This window comes from Sorangium sp. So ce693 (assembly GCF_051521375.1).
Classification (GTDB): domain Bacteria; phylum Myxococcota_A; class Polyangia; order Polyangiales; family Polyangiaceae; genus Sorangium; species Sorangium atrum.
The window spans coordinates 1,708,798-1,731,196 of record NZ_CP150347.1 but is presented as its reverse complement, the minus strand read 5'-3'; the positions used below and the strand labels follow the sequence as shown (position 1 = coordinate 1,731,196).

Genomic DNA, 22,399 nt, shown 5'->3' with positions numbered 1-22,399 from the left:
CGTTCGCAAGATGGTCAACGCTGGCCCGGCACCTCGCGGAGCTTCAGTCAGGACTTCGCCAATAAGCCGCTTCCTTATGGCATTTCCCGTTTCCGCGGAGGCGACGGAGGCTCCTCGACCATCCGACGCAGGCGCTCGAGCGCGCGATCCCAGCCTGCGGAGATCCCGTCGAGGAACACGCGGGCATCCTCGATCCGCCGCGGCTCGAGGGCGTAGAGGACCTCGCGCCCGCGCCGCTCGTGCGTCACGAGGCCCGCGCCCTCGAGCACCCGAAGGTGCTTCACGATCGCCTGTCGCGTCACCTTCGCTCCGTCGGAGAGCGCGGTCGCCGACAGCGCCCCTCCGGCCCCGAGCCTGGTCACCACCGATAGCCGCGTCCCGTCGCCGAGGGCGAAGAAGACATCAGCGACCGCCGGTTCACACGCCTTCGACATACTTCGCGATGTTCTCGGCCTGAGCGGCCCATCCCCCCTCGTTCATGCGGAACGCGCGCTCGCGTCGATGCGCTGGCACACGGTCGAAGCCGGACTCCACGATGGTGAGCAGCGTGCCTTCAGCGACCCCCTCGAGGCGGAACTCGACGAGCGTCGTCGGCTCGTTGTCCAGGTCGGCCTCGGCGTCGATGCCATACGGGATCCAGCGAAAGCTGAAGTACCGCTCCGGTTCGATGCGCTCCACCGTGCAGAACACAGCGCCCTTCTCGGGGAGCTTCACCTTCGAAGGCCGGAGACCGCGGCTCTTCTGGTAGTCGATGATGGCGGCTTCATTGAGCTCCTCATCGAAGATGCCGGTGAGCGTCTTGCCGGCGGCGAACTCCCCCACCAGCTCGACGCCGAACCAGCGCCCGAACTCCCGGGCGTCGGCGATCGCTCGCCACACGCGTGACACGGGCGCGCGCAGCGTGACCCGCTTCTCGATCCTGTCCGTCGATGCCATGTGCAACCTCCTGGATGCACAATAAAGGGCCGCGCCACGAAGTGCAACCAATTGATTGCACTTCGACCTTCGCTTGACTTCCGGGCATCGATCCACAACCATATGGTTGTGGATTCGCTGAGCACGACGCTGGCCGCCCTGAGCGACGCCACCCGGCGCGCGATCCTCGTGCGGCTCAAGACGGGGCCTGCGTCGGTGCACGAGCTGGCGCAGCCGTTTCAGATCTCGCAACAGGCCATCTCCAAGCACCTGGCAACCCTGGAACGAGCGGGCCTGATCGAGAAGCGGCGCGACGGGCGGCAGCACGTTTGCCAGCTCAACCCCGCGCCGATGCGCGAGGTGGCGACCTGGGTCGAGCAGTACCGGCAACACTGGGAGGACGCGTTCGACCGACTGGACGACCTCCTGCACGAGCTGCATCCGCCGAAGAAAGGGTGATCACGTCATCATGCAATCTGCTCGAGTCCCTCATGAGCCCACGGTCCTCATCGAGCGCACGTTCGATTTTCCGCGGGACGTGGTGTTCGATGCGTGGACGAACCCCGACCTGCTCGCGCGCTGGTTCGCGCCGCGGGGGTGCACCCTCCGCTTCGCGCGGATCGACATCCGGCCGGGAGGAGGCTTCCACTCGTGCATCCACAACCCGCAGTTCGGCGACTGCTGGACCATCGGTGTCTATCGCGAGGTCGTGCGGCCGGAGCGGATCGCGTTCACCATGCGCATCGCTGACGCGAACGGGAATCCCGCCTCGTCCGAGAGCCAGGGCCACGATCGGGACTGGCCGGAGGAGACGCTCGTGTCGATCACCTTCACCGAGCGAAACGGGCGGACGCTCGTGAGGCTCGAGCAGAACGTGAGCGAGGCGCTCGCTCGCCGGACCGGCGCGCACCCGAGCTGGCTCCAGATGCTGGACGCGCTCGGCGAAGAGCTGGCGAGGGGCGCGAAGAGACCCGGCCAGAACACCGTTCAGGTTGATCTTGCGGCAATTTCGGGCGCTCCGACGGAAGGCTCGACGGTGTCGCCGGATCATGATTGCTAGCAGACACGAACCGCTTGAAGACACGCGAAGCAGCGAGGCCGCCATGACGACGCCGATCCTCTACGCCCACCCCTTCTCATCCTACTCCCAGAAGGCCTTCATCGCCTTCTACGAAAAGGACGTCCCTTTCGAGCTGCGTGTGCTGGAGCCTTCCAATCCGCAGGCCGGCGCGGAGCTGGCGGCGATCTGGCCGCTCGGCAAGTTCCCCGTGCTCAGGGTCGGCGACCTCAGCCTGTGGGAGGCGACCATCGTGGTCGAGTGGCTCGACCAGGCTCATCCGGACCCTGCCCGCCTGATCCCGCCCGATCCGACCGCCGCGCTCCAGGTGCGGAAATTCGACCGCATCTTCGACAACTACGTCATGAATACGATGCAGGTGATCGTGAACAACCGCATCCGCGAGATGCAGTCCAACCCGCGCGACGAGTACGGGGAGGTTCTGGCCCGCGCCACCCTGGACAAGGTCTACGCCTGGCTCGACGGTGAGCTCGCCGGCCGCACCTGGGCGACAGGCGAGGCCTTCACCCTCGCCGACTGCGCCGCCGCCCCGTCGCTGTTCTACGCCGACTGGGTCCACCCCTTCGACGGCCACCCGAACCTCCGCGCCTACTACCGCCGCCTGCGTGAGCGCCCGTCCGTCGATCGCGCTGTGGAGGGCGGCCGACCCTACCGCCACTACTTCCCGGGCGGCGCGCCGACCGATCGCGACTAGAATACCTATCACGTTGCTCAGGCGAGAAATGAACCGCCAAGGCGCCACAAGACGCCATAAGAACAACAAAATACCTTGGCGTCTCATGGCGCCTTGGCGTTCAAAATTCTGCGCTTTTCAGGCAGTTTCACCCCGTTTGTCCCTCTAGACGGCGCCTGGCGCTTCAGCCCGCGGAAGGGTCGTCGAGGTTCTCGACCACCCTTCGCAACGTCGCCATCAGCGCGGCGCGCTCCCGCTCGCTCACGCCCGACATCGCGCGCTCGACCACCCGCTGCATCGCGCTCATCACCGCGGGAAGGCGGGCCTTGGCCTTGGCCGTGAGCGACACCCGACGTGCGCGGCCGTCGACAGGGTCGGGCGCGCGCACGATCAGCCCGTCGCGCTCCATCCGGCCGAGGAGCGCCGCCATCGTCGGCTGCTCGACGTGGGCGCGCTCGAGGAGATCCCTTTGCAGGAGAGGACCGTTCTCCTCGAGGGCGATGATCACCGGGAGGTAGGCCATCCCGAACCCGAGAGGGCGGAGCTGCTCCTCGAAATGGCGCATGATCAACCGCGAGGCGTGGTTGACCCAGAAGGTGGGCACGGACTCGGGCGCCCACGCGGGGCCTCCCTTGACTTTCATAGCATGCGATATACATGGGTGATGTTCCGAAGGCAACAGCAACCCGAACCCCGGAAGACCGCATGTCATCCACGACCAGCGCCTACTTCGACCGCGCCTATCGCCGCCCCCTCACCCTGTGGGGAGATATTCGGATCCCTCCTGAGATCGCCGCGCTCGTGCGCCGAGGAGCGCCGAACGGCGTGCTCGATCTCGGGTGCGGCGTCGGCCGCTTCTCGCGCTACGTCGCCCAGCAGGGGCTCCGCGTCACCGGCGTCGATTTCTCCCCGGTCGCCATCGCCAAGGCGCGCGCCCGCGTGGCCGCGGACGAGGTCCGGCCGGACTTCCTCGTCGGCGACGTGACGAAGCTGGACGCGCTCACCGGCCCCTTCGATCTGTCGTTCGACGTCGGCTGCTTCCATTGCCTCGACGCGACCCAGCAGGGCCTCTATGTATCGGAGATCTCCCGCCTCCTCGCGCCGGGCGGCACCCACCTGATCTGGGCGCTGGACGCGGCGCCGGCCGGCATCCCGCTCGACGCCGCCGCCGTGGAGACGACGTTCGCTCCTCGCTTCGAGCTGCGCGACGCCAGGGCGAGCCGCCGGCGCGTGATCAGATCGCACTGGTACTGGCTGGTCCGTTCGGCGGAGTAGCTCGCGTCGCCCGGATACATAGCACGCTATTGATGGAAAGACTCCCGGGATCACCGTCATCACCAGCGTCCAGCGACGTTCACGCGAGGGCGGGCGCAGCGACGCTTGACAGCCCAGGACGACCGTCCTACGAGATCGACTCTCCGCGGCTGCGACAGCGGCCATCCGGCGAGGCGACGCTGTGAGCAACCCGACGACGCGCGCTCAGATCGTTCGAGTCGACGAGCGGCTCGGGTTCCTGCGAGGCGACGCGCCATGAGCGCCGCGACGATCGTGGGGCCCGACGGCCGAGCGCGTTGCCGCTGGTCCGGCGCAGCGCCGGAGTTCATCGACTATCACGATCAGGAGTGGGGGTTTCCTGTCGGCGACGATCGCCGCCTGTTCGAGAAGCTGAGCCTCGAGGGCTTCCAGTCCGGGTTGAGCTGGCGCACCATCCTCGCCAAGCGTGAGAGCTTCCGCGCGGTGTTCCACGGCTTCGACTTCGACAAGGTCGCTCGCTTCACCGGGCGGGACGTCGAGCGGCTCCTCGGAGACGCGCGGATCATCCGCCACCGCGGCAAGATCGAGGCCGTCATCCACAACGCGCGATGCGCCAGAGAGCTCGTCGAGCGAGAGGGCTCGCTGGCGGCGTTCCTCTGGCGCTACGAGCCCCGAGCGGAGCGGCTCGCGCCCCCGCAGACCGTATCGACCTCGCCGGAGTCGGTCGCCCTCTCGAAGGACCTGAAGAAGCTCGGCTGGAAGTTCGTCGGCCCCACGACGGTGTACGCGTTCATGCAGGCGATGGGGCTGGTGAACGATCACGTCGAGGGCTGCGTCATCCGAGGAGAAGTCGAGCGCTCGCGCGAGAGATTCAAGCGTCCCCGACGCTGACGGCTCGAGCAGCGGCTAGCCCGCGCGCGTAGTGACTCGGAGGCTGGCCCACGTGTCGGCTGAACGCCGTGCTGAAGGTGCTCGCCGAGCCGTAGCCGACGCGCTCGGCGACCTCGGCGATCCCGAGGTCGTGGCGGCGGAGCAGATCCCTCGCGACGGCCATGCGCAGAGCGAGCAGGTATTCCATCGGCGGCAGGCCGACGGTGCGGGTGAAGCGCTCGAAGAACGTCGAGCGCGAGAGCGCCGCCGTCTTCGCGAGCTCGGCCATCGTCCACGAGCGCGAGAGCTGGCCGTGCATGTGTCGTATCGCCGGCGCGAGCCGCGCATCGGCCAGCCCGCGCAGGAGCCCGGGAGGCGCGTCGTCACCTGAGGTCGACCGCAGCGCCTCGATGAGCATCACCTCCACGAGCCGCGTGAGCACGAGGTCGCGACCCGCCTTCTGCTCGTTCGACTCCTCGCCGACGAGCCGCACAAGCACCGAGAGCCGCTCGACGCCGCGCACGTGCACGAGCGCCGGCAGCAGCGACACCATGAGGGCCGCGTCCGGCGTGTCGAAGACGAAATAGCCGCCGAGCAGCCGCGCGTCGGGGCGTCCGCCGCGCGTGCCGTGGCGGACTTCGCCCGTCGGCGCGGGCGCGATCTTGGGGTCGATGCGCTCTGGCTTCACCGGATCGAAGCCCGACAGCGTGAAGCCCGGCGTCGCCGGCAGGAGCACGAAATCACCTGCCTCCAGCGTGACGGCGCGCTGACCGTCGACAGCGAGACGGCAGCTGCCCTCGAGCACGGCAGAGAAGCTCGGTTGGCCGAAATCCGAGTAGCGAACACCCCAGCGGCCGGCTCCGCTGATGACCTTCGAGAACACGGCGCGCGGCTGGAGCAGCGCGATGATTTCGGAGAAAGGGTCGCTCACGTCCGGACTCTAGCAAACGAAATACGGACTGTACATCATAGATCGTCCGACGTGCCGCGACTACTTTACCCTCATCAACGCCGCGCGCGCCGCGGCAGAGGGGTCGATATGAAGGCGACGGTTGGATTTCATGGCGAGTCTCGCGGGGAGGTGATGCGATGAAGACGGTGCTCATCACGGGTTGTTCTTCTGGCTATGGCCTCGAGACGGCGCGCCATTTCCACGCGCAGGGGTGGAACGTGGTCGCGACCATGCGCACGCCGCGCGAGGGCGTCCTGAGCCGCTCGGACCGGCTGCGCGTGGTCGCGCTCGATGTGACGAAGCCCGAGAGCATCGCGGCCGCGCTCGAGGCGAGCGGGCCCATCGACGTGCTCGTCAACAACGCGGGTATCGGGCTCATGGGCGCCTTCGAGGTCACGCCGATGACCACGGTGCGCGACGTGTTCGAGACCAACACCTTCGGCGTGATGGCGATGACGCAGGCCGTGCTGCCCCAGCTCCGCGCGCGCAGGTCGGGGGTGATCGTGAACGTGACCTCGAGCGCGACGCTGGCGCCCATGCCGCTGGTGGCCGTGTACACGGCGAGCAAGGTGGCCATCGAAGGGTTCACCGCGTCGCTCGCGTTCGAGCTCGAGGAGTTCAATGTGCGCGTGAAGCTCGTCGAGCCGGGCTATGGCCCGAGCACGAGCTTCACGAGCAACGGGGGGGCCCGCATGCAGGGGCTGATCCCCGAGGCGTACGCGCCCTTCGCACAGCGCATCTTCGCCTCTCTCGGGCAGCCGTCCGCGGTGACGAGGGAGTCCGACGTGGCCGAGGTCGTGTGGCGCGCCGCGAACGACGCGACGGGGAAGCTCCGTTTTCCGGCCGGCCCCGACGCGCTGGCGCTGGCTCGATCGACATAGGCACCGTCGACGGGACGCGGGGGATCGTCGCGCGCCGCGACCGGAGCGCCCTCGTCGCGCGCTCCTGCTCGCCCGCGGCGCTCTCTGCTCGAGCGCTGTTCATGTGCCCATCCCCCCACCGTCATGGCCGCGGTGCGAGCCAGCGCGCAGCGTGCTGACGGTCCCGGCGCCCAGCGTCAGCAGGGCGCCGATACCGAGGCCGATGCGCGGCGCGGCGTCGAGCGGCGTGAGCGTGAAGAGCAAGGTCATGACGACAGCGCCCGCCGTCTGGCCGGCCAGCCGCGCGGTGCCCTGCATGCCGCCCGCGGCGGCGCTCCGCGCGCGCGGCGCCGCGAGGAACATGTTGCGGTTGTTCGGCACCTGGAACAGGCCAAAGCCGGCGCCGCAGAGCGCCACGAACGGCACCAGCGCCAGCGCGCTGCCGTGCGCCGGCATCAGCGCGAGCGCAGCGAGCCCCAGCGCGAGACACACCGCGCCCGTCGCGCACAGCCAGGCCGTGGAGATGCGGTTGGCGAGCCGGCCCGCGACGGGCGCCACGATGGCCACGCTCAGCGGCCAGGGCGTGATCAGCAGTCCGGTGGTCAGGGCCTCTTGGCCGAAGCCGTGCCGCAGATAGAAGGGCAGCGCGACAAGCGCCGAGGCCTGTCCCGCGAAGCACGCGACCGACGCGATCACGGAGATGCGAAACGAACGGCTGCGCAGCAGGTCGAGCGGCACCAGGGGCGCCTCCTTCGGCAGCTCGCGGCGGAGCAACAGCGCCGCGCTCAGGACGGACGCGGCAAGCAAGCCGGCCCCGAGCGCTGGCTTTACCGGCAGCTGCTCCGCGCCCGCGATCAGCGCGCCGAAGGCGCCCGCGTTCAGCGCCATGCTTGTCGCGTCCAGCGCTCGCGCCGCGCCGGGGACGTCGGGGAGGCCGCGCGTGGCGAGAAGCACCGCCACGCCGAGCGGAAGATTGACGGCGAACAGCCAGGGCCAGCTCGCGCTGGAGAGCAGCACGGCGCCGACCGTGGGCGCTGCGGCAGAGGACAGCGCCACGGCGAGCGCGTTCCAGCCGATGGCGGCTGCCAGCTGCGCCTGCGGAACCACGAAGCGCAGCAGCGCCACCCCGAGCGCCATCACGGCGGCGCCCCCGAGCCCCTGCAAAAAGCGCGCAGCGACCAGCCAGTGGAGCGATGGTGCCAGCGCACACAGCAACGACGCGCCCGTGAACAGCCCGACGCCCGCCGTGAACACGGCGCGATAGCCCAGGCGCTCGCCCAGCGCGGCGCACGGCAACAGCGCCATCACCAGCCCGAGCTGGTAGGCGCTGACGACGCGCACCGACACGGCGGGCGTCACCTGGAACGCGTGCGCCAGCACGGGCAGCGCCACGTTGGCGATGCCTGCGGAGAGCACAACGAGCACCATGGCCGCGAGCACGCACGCAATCGCCTCCGCGCGCGCCGGGCCGCGCACACTGGAAGCCGCCTGATCGGGCGCCTCGCTCGGCAGGGGCGCACCCGCGATCGAGGTGCGCAGCGCCATCATGTTCCCACCGTCCAGACGCCGTGGCGCTCGACAAAGCGGGTCACGCGCCGCGCGACCTGATCTTCCTGTTTGAGATCGCGCTCGGTGAAACGGAACAGCAGCGCCGGGCCGGCAACGCTGCGCGTGTCGTGAATGTCCCCCGGCAAGAACAGCTGCGCCTGCCCGGCGCGCAACAGCGTCTCGTCACGCTTGACCAGCTGGACGCCGGCTCCGGTCTCGACGCGAGCGTAGGTCGACATCGCGATCTCTCCGCGCTGAAGGGCGTAGATCACCCAGCTGCGACCGTGGTCGTGCGGCGGGCGGTAGAGCCCGGCCTGCTCGGTGTGGGCCTGAAGCACGAAGCCGTCCTTCGCATCCCGGTAGAGCTCCCTGGACGCGGGCGCCTCCTCGTGCAGCGCCGCGAGCCAGGGCTCGGAGGCGTGCGCCTTCGCCAGCTGTTCCAGGTGATGGCGACAGCTGGCGACCAGCTCACTGCTGAGCGGTCCCCAGCTGGCGCGGGTGCGATGGATGAACAGTTCAAGGGCGTTCTCGGTCATGGGTGGCCTCCGGCTCGGCTCGAATCGACGTGATCCGCGCTTCGACGTCCAAGCTAGGACGCCGCCACGGATTGCGGAACGCGCAACGGATGCAATATACCTTTGCGTTTGACGCGATGGTTCACCCAGACCTCTGCTAGCCTGGTGGCATGGCGCTGCCCGACCTGAACCTGCTCGTGACGCTCGACGTGCTGCTCACGGAAGGCAGCGTCACCGGCGCGGCCCGACGCCTGCGCCTGAGCCCCTCGGCGATGAGCCGTGCGCTCGCGCGCCTGCGGGAGACCCTGGGCGACCCGCTGCTGGTGCGCGCTGGGCGCGGCCTGGTGCCGACTCCGCGCGCGCTGGAGCTGCGCGAGCGCGTGAGCCACCTTGTGCAGGGCGTCGAGGCCGTCCTGCGCCCTGCCGAGAAGCTCGACCTGAAGCGCCTGGCGCGCACCTTCACGCTGCGCACCAGCGAGGGCTTCGTCGAGAGCTTCGGTCCAGCCTTGATCGAGCGCACCGGCGCCCAGGCGCCAGGCGTCCGGCTGCGCTTCGTGGCCAAGCCCGACAAGGACAGCGGGCCGCTGCGCTCTGGTGCGGTCGACCTGGAGACGGGCGTCGTCGACGAAGACACAAGCCCCGAGCTGCGCACCCAGGCGCTGTTCCGCGACCGCTTCATCGGCGTCGTGCGCAGCGACCACCCCATCAGCCGGGCGAAGATCACGCCCGCGAGCTACGCCGCCGGACGCCACGTCGTGTTCTCACGGCGCGGCGTAGCCAAGGGGCGCATCGACGAGAACCTGGCCGCGCTCGGTCTGGCGCGCGAGGTGGTGACCATCGTCGGCGGGTTCGCGACTGCGATCGCCCTGGCGCGCGCGACCGATCTGATCGCCACCGTTCCGGAGCACCACACAAGGAGCCTGCGAGACGGCCTGTTCAGCTTCGCGCTGCCCTTCGCTGCGCCGGAGATCACCGTCTCGTTGCTGTGGCACCCCAGGCTGGACGCAGACCCCGCTCACCGCTGGTTGCGCGACAGCGTGCGGGAGGTCGTGGCAGGCGGGGAAGAGGCGGTGGCGCGGAACGGGCGTGATGGGCAGCGCCGCGAGCCACGGAAGAGGCGAAGGGGCTAATGCCGCCCCTCAGTCTCGACGATCCGTTTCGCCCGGCTCGTGCGTCAGGCCGGGCGTGAGCGAAGAACGAACGCAGCCGAGGCCCGGGTTCGGGGGGCTCCAGCTCAGCCAGGGCCTCCCTGCCGAGTCCGCGCTGGTCAGCGTTCGATCCGGTACCGAAGCCACACCACGCCGCCTTCGAACACCTGGCTGTGCGTCAACTCGATACCTCGCACCGGCGCGCGCTGTCCGTCTTCCTCGCGAGCCGCATCGAACAGGCACGGAGCGCCGGGTGCCCCGTCGACGGAAGGACACACGAGGAGGCTCACCTCATCGACGACGCCGGCTCGAAGGAGGATGCCATTGGTGACCCCGCCCCCCTCGAGCAGCAGTCGCTTCACGCCGAGCTCGCGGTTCAGCGCTTCGAGCGCGAGGTGGATGTCCAGCTCGGTCTCGCCAGCGAAGAGGTAAGACACGCCGTCGGCGCGCAGCCCCGCGAGGTGCGCGTCGGAGACTTGCTCGGTGAGGATGACCACGATGGGATCTCCGCCGATGTCAGAGCGCCCCCACGCGATCTTCCCGCGGGCGTCGATCACGACGGCGAAGGCCTTCGCGTCGCGCCGCGCAAGCCAGGGCTCACGCGGAAACGTCTCGTTCGTGTGTGCCGCGTAGGCGTCTTTCTTGGCGAACTCCTGTCCCGTGATCCGTCCGACGATCCACGCGTCGCCGCCGAGCTCTTCGTGCAGGCGGTCGTAGAACGGCGCCGGATTCTGACGTTCCGGGCGCCATCGGCTGGGCAGCGTTCGACCATCGATGCTCGTGGACATATGAACGATGACGTAGGGCTTCACTGAGCGTCCTCCCTCGCGACGAAGTTGTCCGCACCGCTGGACAGTCGGCCTTACCGCTGTGGCGCGGCGGCCAAGCTGGCGGTGTCGATGACGAAGCGATACTTGACGTCGCCCTTGAGCATGCGCTCGTACGCCTGCTCGATCCGCTGGATCGGAATCACCTCGATGTCGGAGACGATCCCCTTCTCCGCGCAGAAATCGAGCATCTCCTGCGTCTCGGCGATGCCGCCGATCGTCGACCCGGCGATCGTCCTGCGCTTGAGCACGAGGTTGAAGACGTTGGGCGACGGGTGGGCGTCCTTCGGCACGCCCACGAGCACCAGGGCGCCGTCCCGCCTGAGCAGCCTCGTGAAGGCGTCGAGGTCATGGCTCACCGCGACCGTGTTCAAGATCATGTCGAAGCTGTCGGCGTGGCGGTCCATCTCGTTCGCGTTGCGCGACACAACGACCTCGTCCGCGCCGAGGGCCTTGGCGTCTTGCCGCTTCGACTCTGACGTCGTGAACGCGACGGTATGCGCGCCCATCGCGTGGGCGAGCTTGACGCCCATGTGGCCGAGCCCGCCGATGCCCACCACGCCGATCTTCTTGCCGGGCCCGGCGTTCCAGTGCCGAAGCGGCGAATAGGTGGTGATGCCGGCGCAGAGCAGCGGGGCCACGGCCGCCAGCTGATCCTCGCGATGGGTGATCTTCACCACGTGCTTGTCGTTGACGACGATCCGCTGGGAGTAGCCGCCCAGCGTGTGCCCGGGGGCGTCCGGGGTCGGAGAGTTGTAGGTGAGCGTCATGCCCCTCTCGCAGTACTGCTCGAGGTGTTCGGCGCAGGACGCGCAGCGACCGCAGCTGTCGACGATGCAACCGACGCCGACCAGCTCGCCCTTCTTGAAGCGAGATACCTGGGCCCCCACGGCGGACACCCGCCCCACGATCTCGTGCCCAGGAACGCACGGATAAAGCGTGCCCGCCCATTCACCTCGGACGGTGTGCAAGTCGGAGTGGCAGACGCCGCAGTAGGCGATGTCGATCTGCACATCGTGGTCGCCTGGGGCGCGACGAAAGATGTCGAGCGCCTCGAGCGGCTTGTCGGCGGCATGGGCACCAAAGGCTTTCACGGTCATCTTGGACTCCTGGAAGAGCTTGAGCTCACGGAAGAGGTAGGAGCGGCCCTGCTCGCTCGTTGGCTGCCGGGCCACGTGCGGCACTATAATGCGCTCGGCGTCGAGGGTGAACCAGTGCACCGAACGGGCTGAAGTCACAATAAATTCGCCAATTTATGAGCCGGCGTGCACAGCAGCAGCGTGCCTGTCCATCGACGCACCGGGGGTGTACGATCGCGCCCCGACGTGCGAAGCGCGCCGCAAGAGCTCGTGGTTCGTGGCGCCGAGCACGAGGCTGTCGGACGTTGCCGCGATCCCGCGAGCGCTTCCGTCGTACGGGAGGGGTGTCCTATTCGCCCTCGTGGCGCGATGCCATCGTGGGAGCGATGACCTCGCCATCGAGGTGCTCGGGGATCAGGTGGGAGAAGTCGTCGTCCGTGGTGAGCAGCGTCGCGCCGGCAGCCTTGGCGCAGGCCGCGATCCACAGATCGTTCTTTCCCATGTTGCGGGCGCCGTCCGGATGGCGCTGCGAGACCAGGTCGAGCTGCACGTACGCCTCGAGGACGGCTGGATGATTGATGTCCACGACTACCAGGCTGCCGAGCGCATTCGAGAGCGCCTGGAGCTTGGCGTCGCCCCAGGCGTTGCGCAGCGCGAGCGCGCGCACCTCGCCGAGGCTGACCACGGACACGAGCGGACGTTGCGCAGCGGACCGCAGACCGAAGCGCTCGTCGATGTACCGACCCAGCGCGTTACCGCGCACCAGCGGGAGAATCACGCTCGTGTCGAGCAGGTAGATCCGCTGGCTCACCGGATCGCCTCGAGCGCGCCGAGCAGCTCCTCGTCGGTCTCGTCCCCCGGCCATGTGCCGAAGAACGCCGACACGCCAGTGGCCTCGTCCTGCGGCACCCAGGAGGCCACGGGCTTCCTGGCTGTGGCTTTTGGCGCGCTCTCGAACACGGCGTCACCAGCGCGCGCGGGGCCGAGATACTCGACGTCGATGACCAGGAGCTTGCCGGACGGACGGAACTGGGCCATGCCCGAAACCACCACCCGCGAGCCGAACAGGGTCTTGAGCTGCTCGTTGTCGCGGGCGTCGAGCCGGGCAGCCACGGCAGTGCCATCAGCCAGCGTGAGCATGACGTCCGACTTCGTCGCGGAGATCGTGTCCAGCGTGCCGGTCACACGCACGGCCTTGGGATCCGGGGTCTCGTCGCGAAGGAGCTCGATCTTGCCCACGTCGTCGCGTCGCACGACGAGGGGCGCGTCGAGCCCAGCGACGCCTTCGAGCTGTACGCCATGAAAGCCGTCACGCGCAGCCCGAGCGAACCGGACGCAGGTGTCGAGCAGCGCGCGGTCGGCGAGCACGCGATCTCGGTCGCCCTTCACGACGCTCGCGAGCACCCCCGCGAAGATGTCCACGGCCGAGCTGCTCGTCTCGATCAGCCGCTGCGCCTCGACGAACAGCGAGACTCGATGCGCGCCTCCAAAGCGCTCGGGCGCCACGTCGGCCAGCGTCGGAGCCTCGAGCGCCACGACGGCGGAACCAGCGGTCAGCCCCGTGATTTCCACGCGACAAGCCACATCGAGCCACACGGGTCGCGGCCCCTTGCGCGTGCTCTCGCCCTCGACGACGAAGCGCGTCGCCTGGCGGGCACCCTCGAGCAGCGCGCCGACCGTCTCGAGAAGCACGTCTGCCGGAACGCGAAGCTCGCCGCGCGTCCCTCCCAGCAGCGTCATGGTGTGCTTCTTCATCGCGGCCTCCCTCTCTATCTTCCGGTGTGCGGGCGCGACCGGCAAGGAGAGGAGGAGGAGCTGTGAACCCCAGAGCGCGGAGCCGTTCACCGTGAACTCAAGAGCACCGCTCGGTCTCGGCTCTCCGTGGGCCGAACCTTGTGGCTCGTCACGCGCCCCGTCTTGCTCTGAGCGCTCTCCTGGGTTCCGCGTGCGCGCTGCGTGATCTGCGGAAAAAACAAAGAGGCCTTGCCAGGTTTTCTGGCAAGGCCCCTTGTCGGCCTGGCGCCCAGACCGGGTCGCCTCGGCGAAATAGCTCCAGCTGCTGGACTCGAACCAGCGACCCGGCGGTTAACAGCCGCCTGCTCTACCAACTGAGCTAAGCTGGAATGCGTTGGAGACGGGCGCGAGGATAGTCGGCGAGGCCTTCCCGTCAAGCGAATCCGCACCGCCGCTGAAGTTTACGTGACGCCCCGGTGTGGTCGCCCGCTCCGCGCGAGATTGCCCGCCCGGCGTGCTTCTGCGACAACGCCGCCGTGCAGCGCGCCGCCGTGCCCTTCCCGCCGCCGCCGGACGCTCCGGCGCCCTCGGATCCCCCGCACTCCGCCCCGGATCCCTCGCGAACCGCCGCGGACCCTACGCAGGCCGCCCCGGCGCCTGCCGCTTCCTCTCCCTCCCCTTCCGCCCCGACCGCCCCCTCCCCCTCCGCCGCCCGCTCCGCCGGCCGCGGCGGCCTCGCCATCGCCGGCGCCAAGGTCTCCTTCATCCTGTTCGGCTTCGTCCAGCAGCTCATCCTCCCCCGCCTGCTCGGCACCGACGGCTACGGCGCGGTCTCCGTCGTCCTCGCGGGCGTCGGCGTCGTCAACAACGTCATCGTCGCGACGGGCATCCAGGGCGTCTCGCGCGCCGTCTCCAGCGTCGCGGAAGAGGACGTCGCCGCCGCCTTCCGCCGCACGCTCGCCCTGCACGCCGTCCTCGCCGTCGTCGTCTCCGCCGGCTTCGCGCTCCTCGCCGGCGCCATCGCCGACTTCTCCGAGGCCCCGCACGTCGCCGGCCCGCTGCGCCTCGCCGCCGCCGTCGTGCTCCTCTACGGCCTCTACGCCCCGCTCGTCGGCGCGCTCAACGGCCAGCGGCGCTTCCTCACGCAGGCCGCCTTCGACGTCGGCTACGGCGCGCTCCGCACCGCGAGCATCGCCGGCTTTGCCTTCCTCTTCCTCCGCGCCGGCCAGAGCGGCGTCCTCGGCGCGATCACCGGCTTCGTCGCCGCCGCCACCGTCATCGTCCCCCTCGCGCTCACCAGGACCGGCCTCGGCCGCCGCGGCAGCGCCGGCCCCTCGATCCGCCAGCACGCCGCCTTCCTCCTGCCGCTCGCCGTCTCGCAGACGTTCCTGAACCTCCTGCTCCAGACCGACTTCTTCCTCCTCCGCCGCTTCCTCGGGCAGGCAACGAGCGGGCTCGCGCTCGGCGCCAACGCCGCGGACGACCTCATCGGCGTCTACCGCGGCGCGCAGCTCTTCGCGTTCCTGCCGTACCAGCTGCTCCTCTCGGTCACGTTCATCCTCTTCCCGATGCTCGCCCGCGCGCACGCCGAGAACGACCGCGCCGCCGTCCGCCGCTACGCCATGACCGGCGTCCGCCTCTCGTTCCTGCTCACCGGGCTCCTCTGCGCCCCGATCTCGGGCCTCGCCCCGCACGTCCTGCGCTTCGCCTTCCCTGTCGAGATCTGGAGCCGCGGCGGCGACACGCTCCGCGTCCTCTCCCTCGGCATGGGCGCGTTCGCCGTCCTGGGCGTCGCCTCGGCCGCGCTCACCAGCCTGCACCGGGAGCGCGCGGCCGCCGCCCTCACCGCCGCCACCGTCCTCCTCGTCGCCACCGGCTGCTCGATCGCCGTCCCGCGCGCCGCGTTCGGCCCCGACATGCTCGTGCGCTCCGCCGTCGCCACGTCGCTCGCGCTCGCTACCGCCGCGGTCGCCGGCGGCGTCCTGCTCCACCGCGCCGCCGGCGGCTTCGTCCCCGCCCGCACGGCGCTCCGCGTCGGCGCCGCGCTGCTCGCCGCGATCGCCGTGGGCACGCAGCTCCCGTGGCTCGGCAAGATCGCCGTGCTCGGCGAGGCGATCCTCGTCGCCCTCGTGTACGTCGCCGTGCTCGTCGCCACGCGCGAGGTCGGCCGCGAGGATCTCGCCGCCCTCAAGCAGGCGTTCGGGCGCGGCGCACGGCGCGCCTAGAGCGACAAACGGGCTGAAACCACGAGAAAAAGCGGGAATTTCACAGGGAGGCGAGGAGGCGGGGAGCGAGAGACAGCAAGCGGGAGAAATTCATTTTTTCTTCCTCCCCGCCTCCTCGCCTCCCTGTGAAAATTCTCCGGGTTTCAACATGATTGGTGCTCTAGCTCCGCCCGCCCGCGTCCGTCCCGACGCGCGCCCTGCGCGCCCGCCTACAGCCGCCTCGACGCCCTCTTGACCGTCAGCCGGCGATCTCGCATACGGCCTCTCCCCCCAGCCCGGCCAGCGCCGCGCCCGCTCGAAGGCCGAGCGGAGCCCCACGGCGCGCCGGGCACGCACAGGCAGGCGAAGACGTGGCCCCTCAATTCATCTTCACGATGCAGGATGTCCGGAAGGTGCACCCCCCGAACAAGGAGGTGCTGAAGGGCCTGTGGCTCTCCTTCTACCCGGGCGCGAAGATCGGCGTCCTCGGCTCGAACGGCGCCGGCAAGAGCACCCTGCTGCGCATCATGGCGGGCGTCGACAAGGAGTACCTCGGCGAAGCGAAGCCCGCCGACGGCATCCGCATCGGCTACCTCGCCCAGGAGCCGCAGCTCGAGGCCGGCAAGACCGTGCAGGAGCACGTCGAGATGGCGGTCCACGACGTCCGCTCCCTCGTCCAGCGCTTCGAGGAGATCGGCGCGAAGCTCGGCGAGTCGCCCCCCGACATGGAGGCGCTCCTCGAGGAGTACGCCGCCCTCCAGGACAAGATCGAGGCCGCGAACGGCTGGGAGATCGACCGCGTCGTCGAGCGCGCCATGGACGCCCTCCGGCTGCCGCCGCCCGACGCCGACGTCACCAAGCTCTCCGGCGGCGAGCGCCGGCGCGTCGCCCTCTGCCGGCTCCTCCTCGAGAAGCCGGACATCCTGCTGCTCGACGAGCCGACCAACCACCTCGACGCCGAGAGCGTCGCCTGGCTCGAGCGCTTCCTCCACGACTACCCCGGCACCGTCGTCGCGGTCACCCACGACCGGTACTTCCTCGACAACGTCGCCGGCTGGATCCTCGAGCTCGACCGCGGCGCCGGCATCCCGTACGAGGGCAACTACACCGGCTGGCTCGAGCAGAAGAAGAAGCGCCTCGAGCTCGAGCAGAAGCAGGAGAGCGCGCGCAAGCGCACCCTGGAGCGCGAGCTCGAGTGGGTCCGCCTGGCCCCGCGCGCCCGCCAGGCCAAGAGCAAGGCCCGCCTCGCCGCCTACGAGACGCTGCTCGCCGAGGACAAGTCGAAGAAGGTCGAGGAGAACGAGATCCACATCCCCGCCGGCCAGCGGCTCGGGAACGTGGTCGTCGAGGCCGAGCACCTCCGCAAGGGCTTCGGCGATCGCGTCCTCATCGACGACCTCAGCTTCTCGCTCCCGCGCGGCGGCATCGTCGGCATCATCGGGCCGAACGGCGCCGGCAAGACCACGCTCTTCCGCATGATCATGGGCCTCGAGAAGCCCGACGGCGGCGCGCTCAAGCTCGGCGAGACCGTGGAGCTCGCGTACGTCGACCAGTCGCGCGACGCGCTCAACCCGAACAACAACGTCTGGCAGGAGATCTCCGGCGGCGAGGATCGCCTCCTCGTCGGCAAGCGCGAGGTCAACTCGCGCGCGTACGTCGCGAGCTTCAACTTCGCCGGCAGCGACCAGCAGAAGAAGGTCCGCGATCTCTCCGGCGGCGAGCGCAACCGCCTCCACCTCGCCAAGCTGCTCCGCCGCGGCGGCAACGTCCTCCTGCTCGACGAGCCCACCAACGACCTCGACGTCGACACGCTCCGCTCGCTCGAGGAGGCGCTGCTCAACTTCGCCGGCTGCGCCGTGGTCATCAGCCACGATCGCTGGTTCCTCGACCGGATCGCGACCCACATCCTCGCCTTCGAGGGCGACAGCAAGGTCGTCTGGTTCGAGGGCAACTACGCCGACTACGAGGCCGACCTGAAGCGCCGCCTCGGCGCCGACGCGGCCGAGCCCCGCAAGCTCCGCTACCGCAAGCTCACCGCGGGCTGACCCGGCCTGCCTCGCACGCCGCCCTGCACGGCGCCCCCGCGGCGTTCCACCCTGGAGCACGATTCCGGTCGGGTGCGACGCGCACGCACCGGTATTTTCCTCGCACAGGATCACCCCACCCACGTAAGCGTCCGACCGCTCTTCAGCTAAGCTGCGCCCGATGCACGGCACGAGGAGAAAGGGCTCCCCGCCGAGCGCCCGCAGGGACTGGGGGCGCCTCGCCGTGCGCTTTTTGTGCGTCGTGTTCGCGGTGATCGGCGCGATCCCGCTCGCGCTCGGCCTCCTCGTGCGCACCGAGACGGTGCGGGCCTGGGCGGCGCGCGAGACGGCCGCGCTGCTCGAGCGCGAGCTCGGCATCACGGCCCGCTACGACGTGCGCGTCCAGGCCTGGCCCCTCATGGTCGGCCTGAACCGGCTCGTCGTCGACTCCTCGGACGGCGGCGCGCCGTTCCTCGAGCTCGAGCGCGTGGCCATCCGCCCGCGCCTGTTCTCGCTGCTCGCGGGGCACATCGACGCCGGGGACGTCGAGATCATCGGCCCCCGCGTCCGCGCGGTGGTGAAGGACGGGGAGCTCCGGAACCTCACCCTCCCGAGCACCGGCGGGGGCGGCGGGGGGGGCCTCGGCCGCGCGCCGCTCTCCTCGGTGGCCATCACCGACGCGCGGCTCGACCTGACGATCGACAACGTTCGCGTCCAGGCCACCGAGGTCGACGTCGACGTCTCCGCCGAGCCGTCGGACGCGTTCGAGATCGCGATGCGCTCCGGCCTCGTCTCGGTCGTCCGCACGCACCCCGCGCCCGGCCGCGAGGCCGAGGAGGACAGCGTCGACGAGGACGTCGTCTGCCGCTTCGACACGCGCGTCCGCGTCGAGCCGGGCCGCGCGCTCGTCCGCCGGCTGATCCTGGAGGGCGCCGCCGACTTCGACCCGGATCCCGGCACCGCGCCGTCCTGCGCGCTCCAGGACGGCGACTGGCGCCGGGTGGAGCTCGAGCTCGGCGCCCTCCGCGCCGTCGGCCTCGGCGACGGCATGCCCCACCGGATCGAGGGCCGCGTGCGGGCGCGCCTCCCCGTGCCGATCGTGCACCGCTTCCTGAGCCTGCCGCCCGCGTCCGGCTCGGTCTCGCTCGACGTCGACGCGGAGTACGACGCGGCGTCCGCGCCGCTCGGCCTGGCGCTCCCCCGCGTCAAGGGCACGCTCCTGCTCGACCGGCCGGGCCTCGACGGCAGGGTCTTCGTCACGCGCCTCGCGGGCAGGGTCTCGACGACCCCGGACGCCGTGCAGCTCTCCGACGCCGACGTCGCCTGGGCCGACGGCACCCTGAAGATCTCGAGCGCGGAGATCAAGCCGTTCGAGAAGGGCGTGCCGCTCCAGGCCGGGCCGATCGACCTCGCCAACATCGAGCTGCCCGGCCTGCTCCGCGACCTCGCGGTCCACCCGCAGGCGCACGTCGCGTGGACGCTGCGCGAGGGGAGGTTCGATCGCTTCGGCGGCACGCTGTCCCCGCTCTCCCTCGAGGGCCCGCTCGCCGTGCAGACGCACGGCTTCGAGATCTTCGATCACCCGACGAAGGACCCTGCCCGCAAGCGCCTGATGGGCGTCAAGGAGGGCACGGTCCGCGGCTCCTTCCAGGTGCGGCCGAACGCCGTCGTGCTCTCGGGCTTCTCGGTCGACACGCCGAGCTCGCACCTCAGGGCCACCGTCTCGCTCGGCTTCAACGACCAGCTCGGGGTCGAGGTCCACCCGGGCTCGCGCGTGGACCTCGCCGAGGTCTCCCCGCTCGCGGCGCTCGAGCTCGCCGGCGTCGCCACGCTGAAGGCCGCGATGCACGGCTCGTACGCGCGCCCGTTGCTCACAGGCGAGGTCGGCATCGAGAAGTTCGTGTTCGGCGGCTTCCCCATCGGCGACCTCGAGCCCTCGCCGGTCGCGTTCGAGCCGCTCGCCCTGACGCTCGAGAACGCGCGGGTCCGGCACGGGGCGAGCCGCGTCCGGATCCCGTCGATCAAGGTCGATTTCGATCCGGCCGGCAACCTGCCCAAGGGCCGTCCGCTCGACAGCTCGTCGGGGATCGTCGTCGTGGACGCGACCGTCGACACGCGCGAGGCGCCGCACCTCGCCGCGCGCGACCTCCTCGAGGTGCTCCGCCTCGACAAGGATCCGCGGTTCGCCGCCTACAAGGCGACCGCCAGCGGGACGGCCCGCGCCCGCTTCGCGCTCGGCGGCCCCGAGGACCGCTGCGGCGGCGGCTACCTCGCCGTGAACGCGGGCATGCGGCTCACCGGCATCGAGCTGCTCGACGAGCGCTTCGACGAGGGCGAGGTCGACCTCGACATGATCTGGGACGACCAGGCCGCCGGCGCCGACGGCATGCGGCTCGACGTCCGCTCGGCGTCGCTGCGCAAGGGCACGGGCTCCGTGCTGGCGAGCGCCTCCGTGGCGCACGGCGGCGCGCTGAAGGGGAGCGTCATCGCGAGCGGCCTCCCGCTCTCGCGGATCGACGGGCTCGGGGCGGCGGCCTCGCAGTTCGACGGCTCGGTGTCGGTCGTCGCCAGCCTGGGCGGCACCGTGAGCAGGCTCTCCGGCTTCGCGGACGTCCACGTCTCGCGCGTGGGCATCCGCCGCACGCACGCGAGCCTGCCGCCCTCGCGGGTCGAGCTCACGATCGTGCCGAACGACAAGGCGCCGAAGATCCTCGGCAGGACGCCGATCTGCGGCAACCCCCAGGGCGCGCCGTTCGACCCGGCGGAGTACGACCGCGACCTCCCCGACGGATCCATCGTCGCGAACGGCGCGCTGTTCGGCGGGCAGGTCGCGCTGAAGGGGCTCCGCGTCACGCGCCAGCGGCGCAAGATCGTGGACGGGGACGTGCGCATGGACGCGCTCGACCTGGGCACGCTCGCGAACGTGATCCCGGGCGCCGCGCTCGCGGTAGCGCCGAAGGGCACGATGACCGGGTCGCTCGACATCGAGCGGCTCCCCCTGGCCGATTTCCGGCAGGCGGCGCTCACGCTCACGGTCGACGCGCTCAAGCTCGAGCGGGAGGGCCAGGGGGTCCACCTCACGAGCCCGAGCGGCCCGATCCGCCTCGCGGGCAACACGCTGAAGGTGCCGGAGCTCCACCTCGAGGCGCACACCGCCTCGCGCCTGTCCGCCGCGTTCACGGCGTCCGGCGAGGTCAAGCGGGTGTTCACGGCGCCGGACCTCGACGTGGCGATCCGGGTCAGCCCGACCAACCTGTCGCGGCTCAGCGCCGACATCCCGCAGATCCGGCGCGCGCGGGGCACGGTGCAGGCCGAGGTCCATGTGGCCGGGCCGCTCCAGGGGCTGAGCTACACGGGCTCGGCGACGCTCAAGGAGGGAGAGCTCGACGTGGTCGGCCTGCCGGTGTCGCTCGACGACATCGACGTGGAGATCGCGATCGGCGGCGACCAGGTGCGCCTCACCCGGGCCAGCGCGCGGGTCGGCACGGGCACGGTGAGCGCGGTGGGGCACATGCCGGTGCGCGGCCTGACCCTCGGCACGGCGCAGGCCTCCATCGTGGCGACCGGCGTGAAGCTGCCGGTCGCGGAGGGGGTGAACCTCACCGCGAACGCCAACCTGACGGCGAGCTTCCGGCCCGGCGTCGAGGACGACGCGTCGGGGGAGAAGAACCTGCCGCGGGTCGAGGGGAAGATCACGCTCACGTCCTTCAGCTACACGCGCCCCATCCTGATGAGCATGGACCTCGGCGATCTCACGGGGCGCCAGCGGACGGCGGTGCAGACCTACGACCCCGCCGACGACGTTGTCCGGTTCGACGTCACCGTCGCCTCGCCCAACCCGCTCCGCTTCTCGAACGATCTGGCCGACATGCGGCTCGAGGTCTCGCAGCCCGGGCTCGCGCTCTCGGGCACGAACCAGCGCTTCGGCGCGCGCGGCACGCTGCGCATCCTGCCCGACTCGAAGCTCATGCTGCGGAGCACCGAGTTCGAGGTTCGGGACGGCTACGTCCGCTTCGACGATCCGTTCCGCATCGCGCCCAAGGTCGACGTGCGCGCCGAGAGCGAGTACCGCCGCTACACGTCGACGAGCACCGCCGCGGCGGACGCGACGTCGGGCGCGGAGCCCGCGGCGCCGACGGCCGCGGCCGCGGGCAGCAGCGCGAACTCCAGCGGGCTCTGGCGCATCAAGCTGCACGCCCAGGGCGACGCCGACAACCTCCAGCTCAACCTGACGAGCGATCCGCCGCTCAGCCAGGAGGACATCGTCCTGCTGCTGACGCTCGGCATGACGCGCGCCGAGCTCAACCAGGGCGCCGTGTCGTCGCTCGGCGAGACCATGGGCCTCGAGGCGCTCTCGTCGCTGACGGGCGCCGACAAGGCGGTGAAGACGATGGTCCCCCTCATCGACGAGTTCCGCTTCGGCACCGGCTACTCGTCCAAGAACGGCGCCCCGGAGCCGACGGTGACGATCGGCAAGCGCATCACGGACGCGGTGCGCGCCAACGTGACGACGGGGCTCTCGCAGGGCAGCCAGGTGCGCGCGGGCGTCGAGGTGAAGCTCAGCGACCGGATGAGCCTCCAGGGGTCGTACGACAACTCGAGCGACGCCTCGAGCTCGCCGCTCGGCAACGTGGGCGCCGACCTGAGGTGGCGGCTCGAGTTCGAGTGACGCTCGAGCCGCGGATCGAGCTCGAACGACGCTCGCGCGGCGCTCGCTC

20 protein-coding genes and 1 tRNA gene are annotated in these 22,399 nt (G+C 70.3%); 10 read left to right on the top strand and 11 right to left on the bottom strand.

Annotated features, from left to right (window positions below; all coding sequences use genetic code 11):
- Positions 1-74: 74 nt before the first annotated feature.
- Positions 75-434, bottom strand: a complete 360-nt coding sequence (locus WMF14_RS06480) for an ArsR/SmtB family transcription factor (protein ID WP_437799296.1) — start codon at positions 432-434, stop codon at positions 75-77.
- Entirely contained in the window at positions 418-936 is a 519-nt protein-coding gene (locus WMF14_RS06475) for an SRPBCC family protein (RefSeq protein WP_272100772.1), read from the bottom strand. Before WMF14_RS06475 ends, WMF14_RS06480 begins: the two co-directional genes overlap by 17 nt.
- A 108-nt stretch (positions 937-1,044) precedes the next feature.
- On the opposite strand from WMF14_RS06475, the gene WMF14_RS06470 reads away from it, so the two are divergent.
- From WMF14_RS06470 to WMF14_RS06460, 3 genes are read left to right on the top strand one after another with little or no spacing between them, the layout of a single operon-like run.
- Positions 1,045-1,374: an ArsR/SmtB family transcription factor gene (locus WMF14_RS06470; RefSeq protein WP_437804154.1), complete on the top strand. Its 330-nt coding sequence runs from the start codon at positions 1,045-1,047 to the stop codon at positions 1,372-1,374.
- A gap of 10 nt (positions 1,375-1,384) precedes the next feature.
- Positions 1,385-1,975: an SRPBCC family protein gene (locus WMF14_RS06465; protein ID WP_437799295.1), complete on the top strand. Its 591-nt coding sequence runs from the start codon at positions 1,385-1,387 to the stop codon at positions 1,973-1,975.
- Positions 1,976-2,018: 43 nt separating this feature from the next.
- Entirely contained in the window at positions 2,019-2,687 is a 669-nt protein-coding gene (locus WMF14_RS06460; RefSeq protein ID WP_437799294.1) for a glutathione S-transferase family protein, read from the top strand.
- Positions 2,688-2,850: 163 nt separating this feature from the next.
- Here the strand turns inward: WMF14_RS06460 and WMF14_RS06455 are convergent, their stop codons facing one another.
- The gene (locus WMF14_RS06455) at positions 2,851-3,309 is read right to left on the bottom strand and encodes a MarR family winged helix-turn-helix transcriptional regulator (RefSeq protein WP_437799293.1); all 459 of its coding nucleotides are present in this window, start codon (positions 3,307-3,309) and stop codon (positions 2,851-2,853) included.
- 62 nt (positions 3,310-3,371) lie between these two features.
- Between WMF14_RS06455 and WMF14_RS06450 the strand changes: the two genes are divergently transcribed.
- Positions 3,372-3,941 carry a class I SAM-dependent methyltransferase gene (locus WMF14_RS06450; protein ID WP_437799292.1) on the top strand — a complete coding sequence of 190 codons (570 nt, stop codon included), beginning with the start codon at positions 3,372-3,374 and terminating at the stop codon, positions 3,939-3,941.
- A 255-nt stretch (positions 3,942-4,196) separates the two neighbouring features.
- Complete coding sequence (locus WMF14_RS06445) at positions 4,197-4,811, top strand: DNA-3-methyladenine glycosylase I (RefSeq protein WP_437799291.1); 615 nt, start codon at positions 4,197-4,199, stop codon at positions 4,809-4,811.
- Here the strand turns inward: WMF14_RS06445 and WMF14_RS06440 are convergent.
- The gene (locus tag WMF14_RS06440) at positions 4,792-5,721 is read right to left on the bottom strand and encodes a cupin domain-containing protein (protein WP_437799290.1); all 930 of its coding nucleotides are present in this window, start codon (positions 5,719-5,721) and stop codon (positions 4,792-4,794) included. The two genes, WMF14_RS06445 and WMF14_RS06440, sit on opposite strands and share 20 nt — an antisense overlap.
- Before the next feature lie 158 nt (positions 5,722-5,879).
- On the opposite strand from WMF14_RS06440, the gene WMF14_RS06435 reads away from it, so the two are divergent.
- Positions 5,880-6,623 (top strand): SDR family oxidoreductase, encoded by a 744-nt coding sequence (locus WMF14_RS06435; protein ID WP_437799289.1) that lies wholly within the window; start codon positions 5,880-5,882, stop codon positions 6,621-6,623.
- Between the two features lie 99 nt (positions 6,624-6,722).
- On the opposite strand, the gene WMF14_RS06430 is transcribed toward WMF14_RS06435, so the two are convergent.
- Positions 6,723-8,150 (bottom strand): MFS transporter, encoded by a 1,428-nt coding sequence (locus tag WMF14_RS06430; RefSeq protein WP_437799288.1) that lies wholly within the window; start codon positions 8,148-8,150, stop codon positions 6,723-6,725.
- Complete coding sequence (locus WMF14_RS06425) at positions 8,147-8,686, bottom strand: hypothetical protein (protein ID WP_437799287.1); 540 nt, start codon at positions 8,684-8,686, stop codon at positions 8,147-8,149. Before WMF14_RS06425 ends, WMF14_RS06430 begins: the two co-directional genes overlap by 4 nt.
- Before the next feature lie 149 nt (positions 8,687-8,835).
- Here WMF14_RS06425 and WMF14_RS06420 point away from each other — a divergent pair, with 149 nt between their 5' ends.
- Positions 8,836-9,795, top strand: coding sequence for a LysR family transcriptional regulator (locus WMF14_RS06420; RefSeq protein ID WP_437799286.1), 960 nt, complete (start codon positions 8,836-8,838; stop codon positions 9,793-9,795).
- A gap of 137 nt (positions 9,796-9,932) precedes the next feature.
- On the opposite strand, the gene WMF14_RS06415 is transcribed toward WMF14_RS06420, so the two are convergent.
- The 5 genes from WMF14_RS06415 to WMF14_RS06395 form a co-directional block, all read right to left on the bottom strand.
- Positions 9,933-10,625, bottom strand: coding sequence for a dihydrofolate reductase family protein (locus WMF14_RS06415; protein WP_437799285.1), 693 nt, complete (start codon positions 10,623-10,625; stop codon positions 9,933-9,935).
- 50 nt (positions 10,626-10,675) lie between these two features.
- Positions 10,676-11,740 (bottom strand): NAD(P)-dependent alcohol dehydrogenase, encoded by a 1,065-nt coding sequence (locus tag WMF14_RS06410; RefSeq protein WP_437804153.1) that lies wholly within the window; start codon positions 11,738-11,740, stop codon positions 10,676-10,678.
- 328 nt (positions 11,741-12,068) lie between these two features.
- On the bottom strand, positions 12,069-12,530 hold the full coding sequence (locus WMF14_RS06405) for a PIN domain-containing protein (protein WP_437799284.1): 462 nt from the start codon (positions 12,528-12,530) through the stop codon (positions 12,069-12,071).
- On the bottom strand, positions 12,527-13,474 hold the full coding sequence (locus WMF14_RS06400) for a hypothetical protein (RefSeq protein WP_437799283.1): 948 nt from the start codon (positions 13,472-13,474) through the stop codon (positions 12,527-12,529). The genes WMF14_RS06405 and WMF14_RS06400 overlap by 4 nt, the downstream gene beginning before the upstream one ends.
- A gap of 295 nt (positions 13,475-13,769) precedes the next feature.
- Positions 13,770-13,842 (bottom strand) — tRNA-Asn (locus WMF14_RS06395).
- A gap of 87 nt (positions 13,843-13,929) precedes the next feature.
- On the opposite strand from WMF14_RS06395, the gene WMF14_RS06390 reads away from it, so the two are divergent.
- From WMF14_RS06390 to WMF14_RS06380, 3 genes are all read left to right on the top strand, one after another.
- A complete protein-coding gene (locus WMF14_RS06390) occupies positions 13,930-15,678 on the top strand; it encodes a lipopolysaccharide biosynthesis protein (RefSeq protein WP_437799282.1) in 1,749 nt (582 codons plus the stop codon).
- A gap of 350 nt (positions 15,679-16,028) precedes the next feature.
- Entirely contained in the window at positions 16,029-17,702 is a 1,674-nt protein-coding gene (gene ettA, locus WMF14_RS06385; protein WP_437550177.1) for an energy-dependent translational throttle protein EttA, read from the top strand.
- Between the two features lie 160 nt (positions 17,703-17,862).
- Positions 17,863-22,350 carry a translocation/assembly module TamB domain-containing protein gene (locus WMF14_RS06380; protein WP_437799281.1) on the top strand — a complete coding sequence of 1,496 codons (4,488 nt, stop codon included), beginning with the start codon at positions 17,863-17,865 and terminating at the stop codon, positions 22,348-22,350.
- Positions 22,351-22,399: the final 49 nt, after the last annotated feature.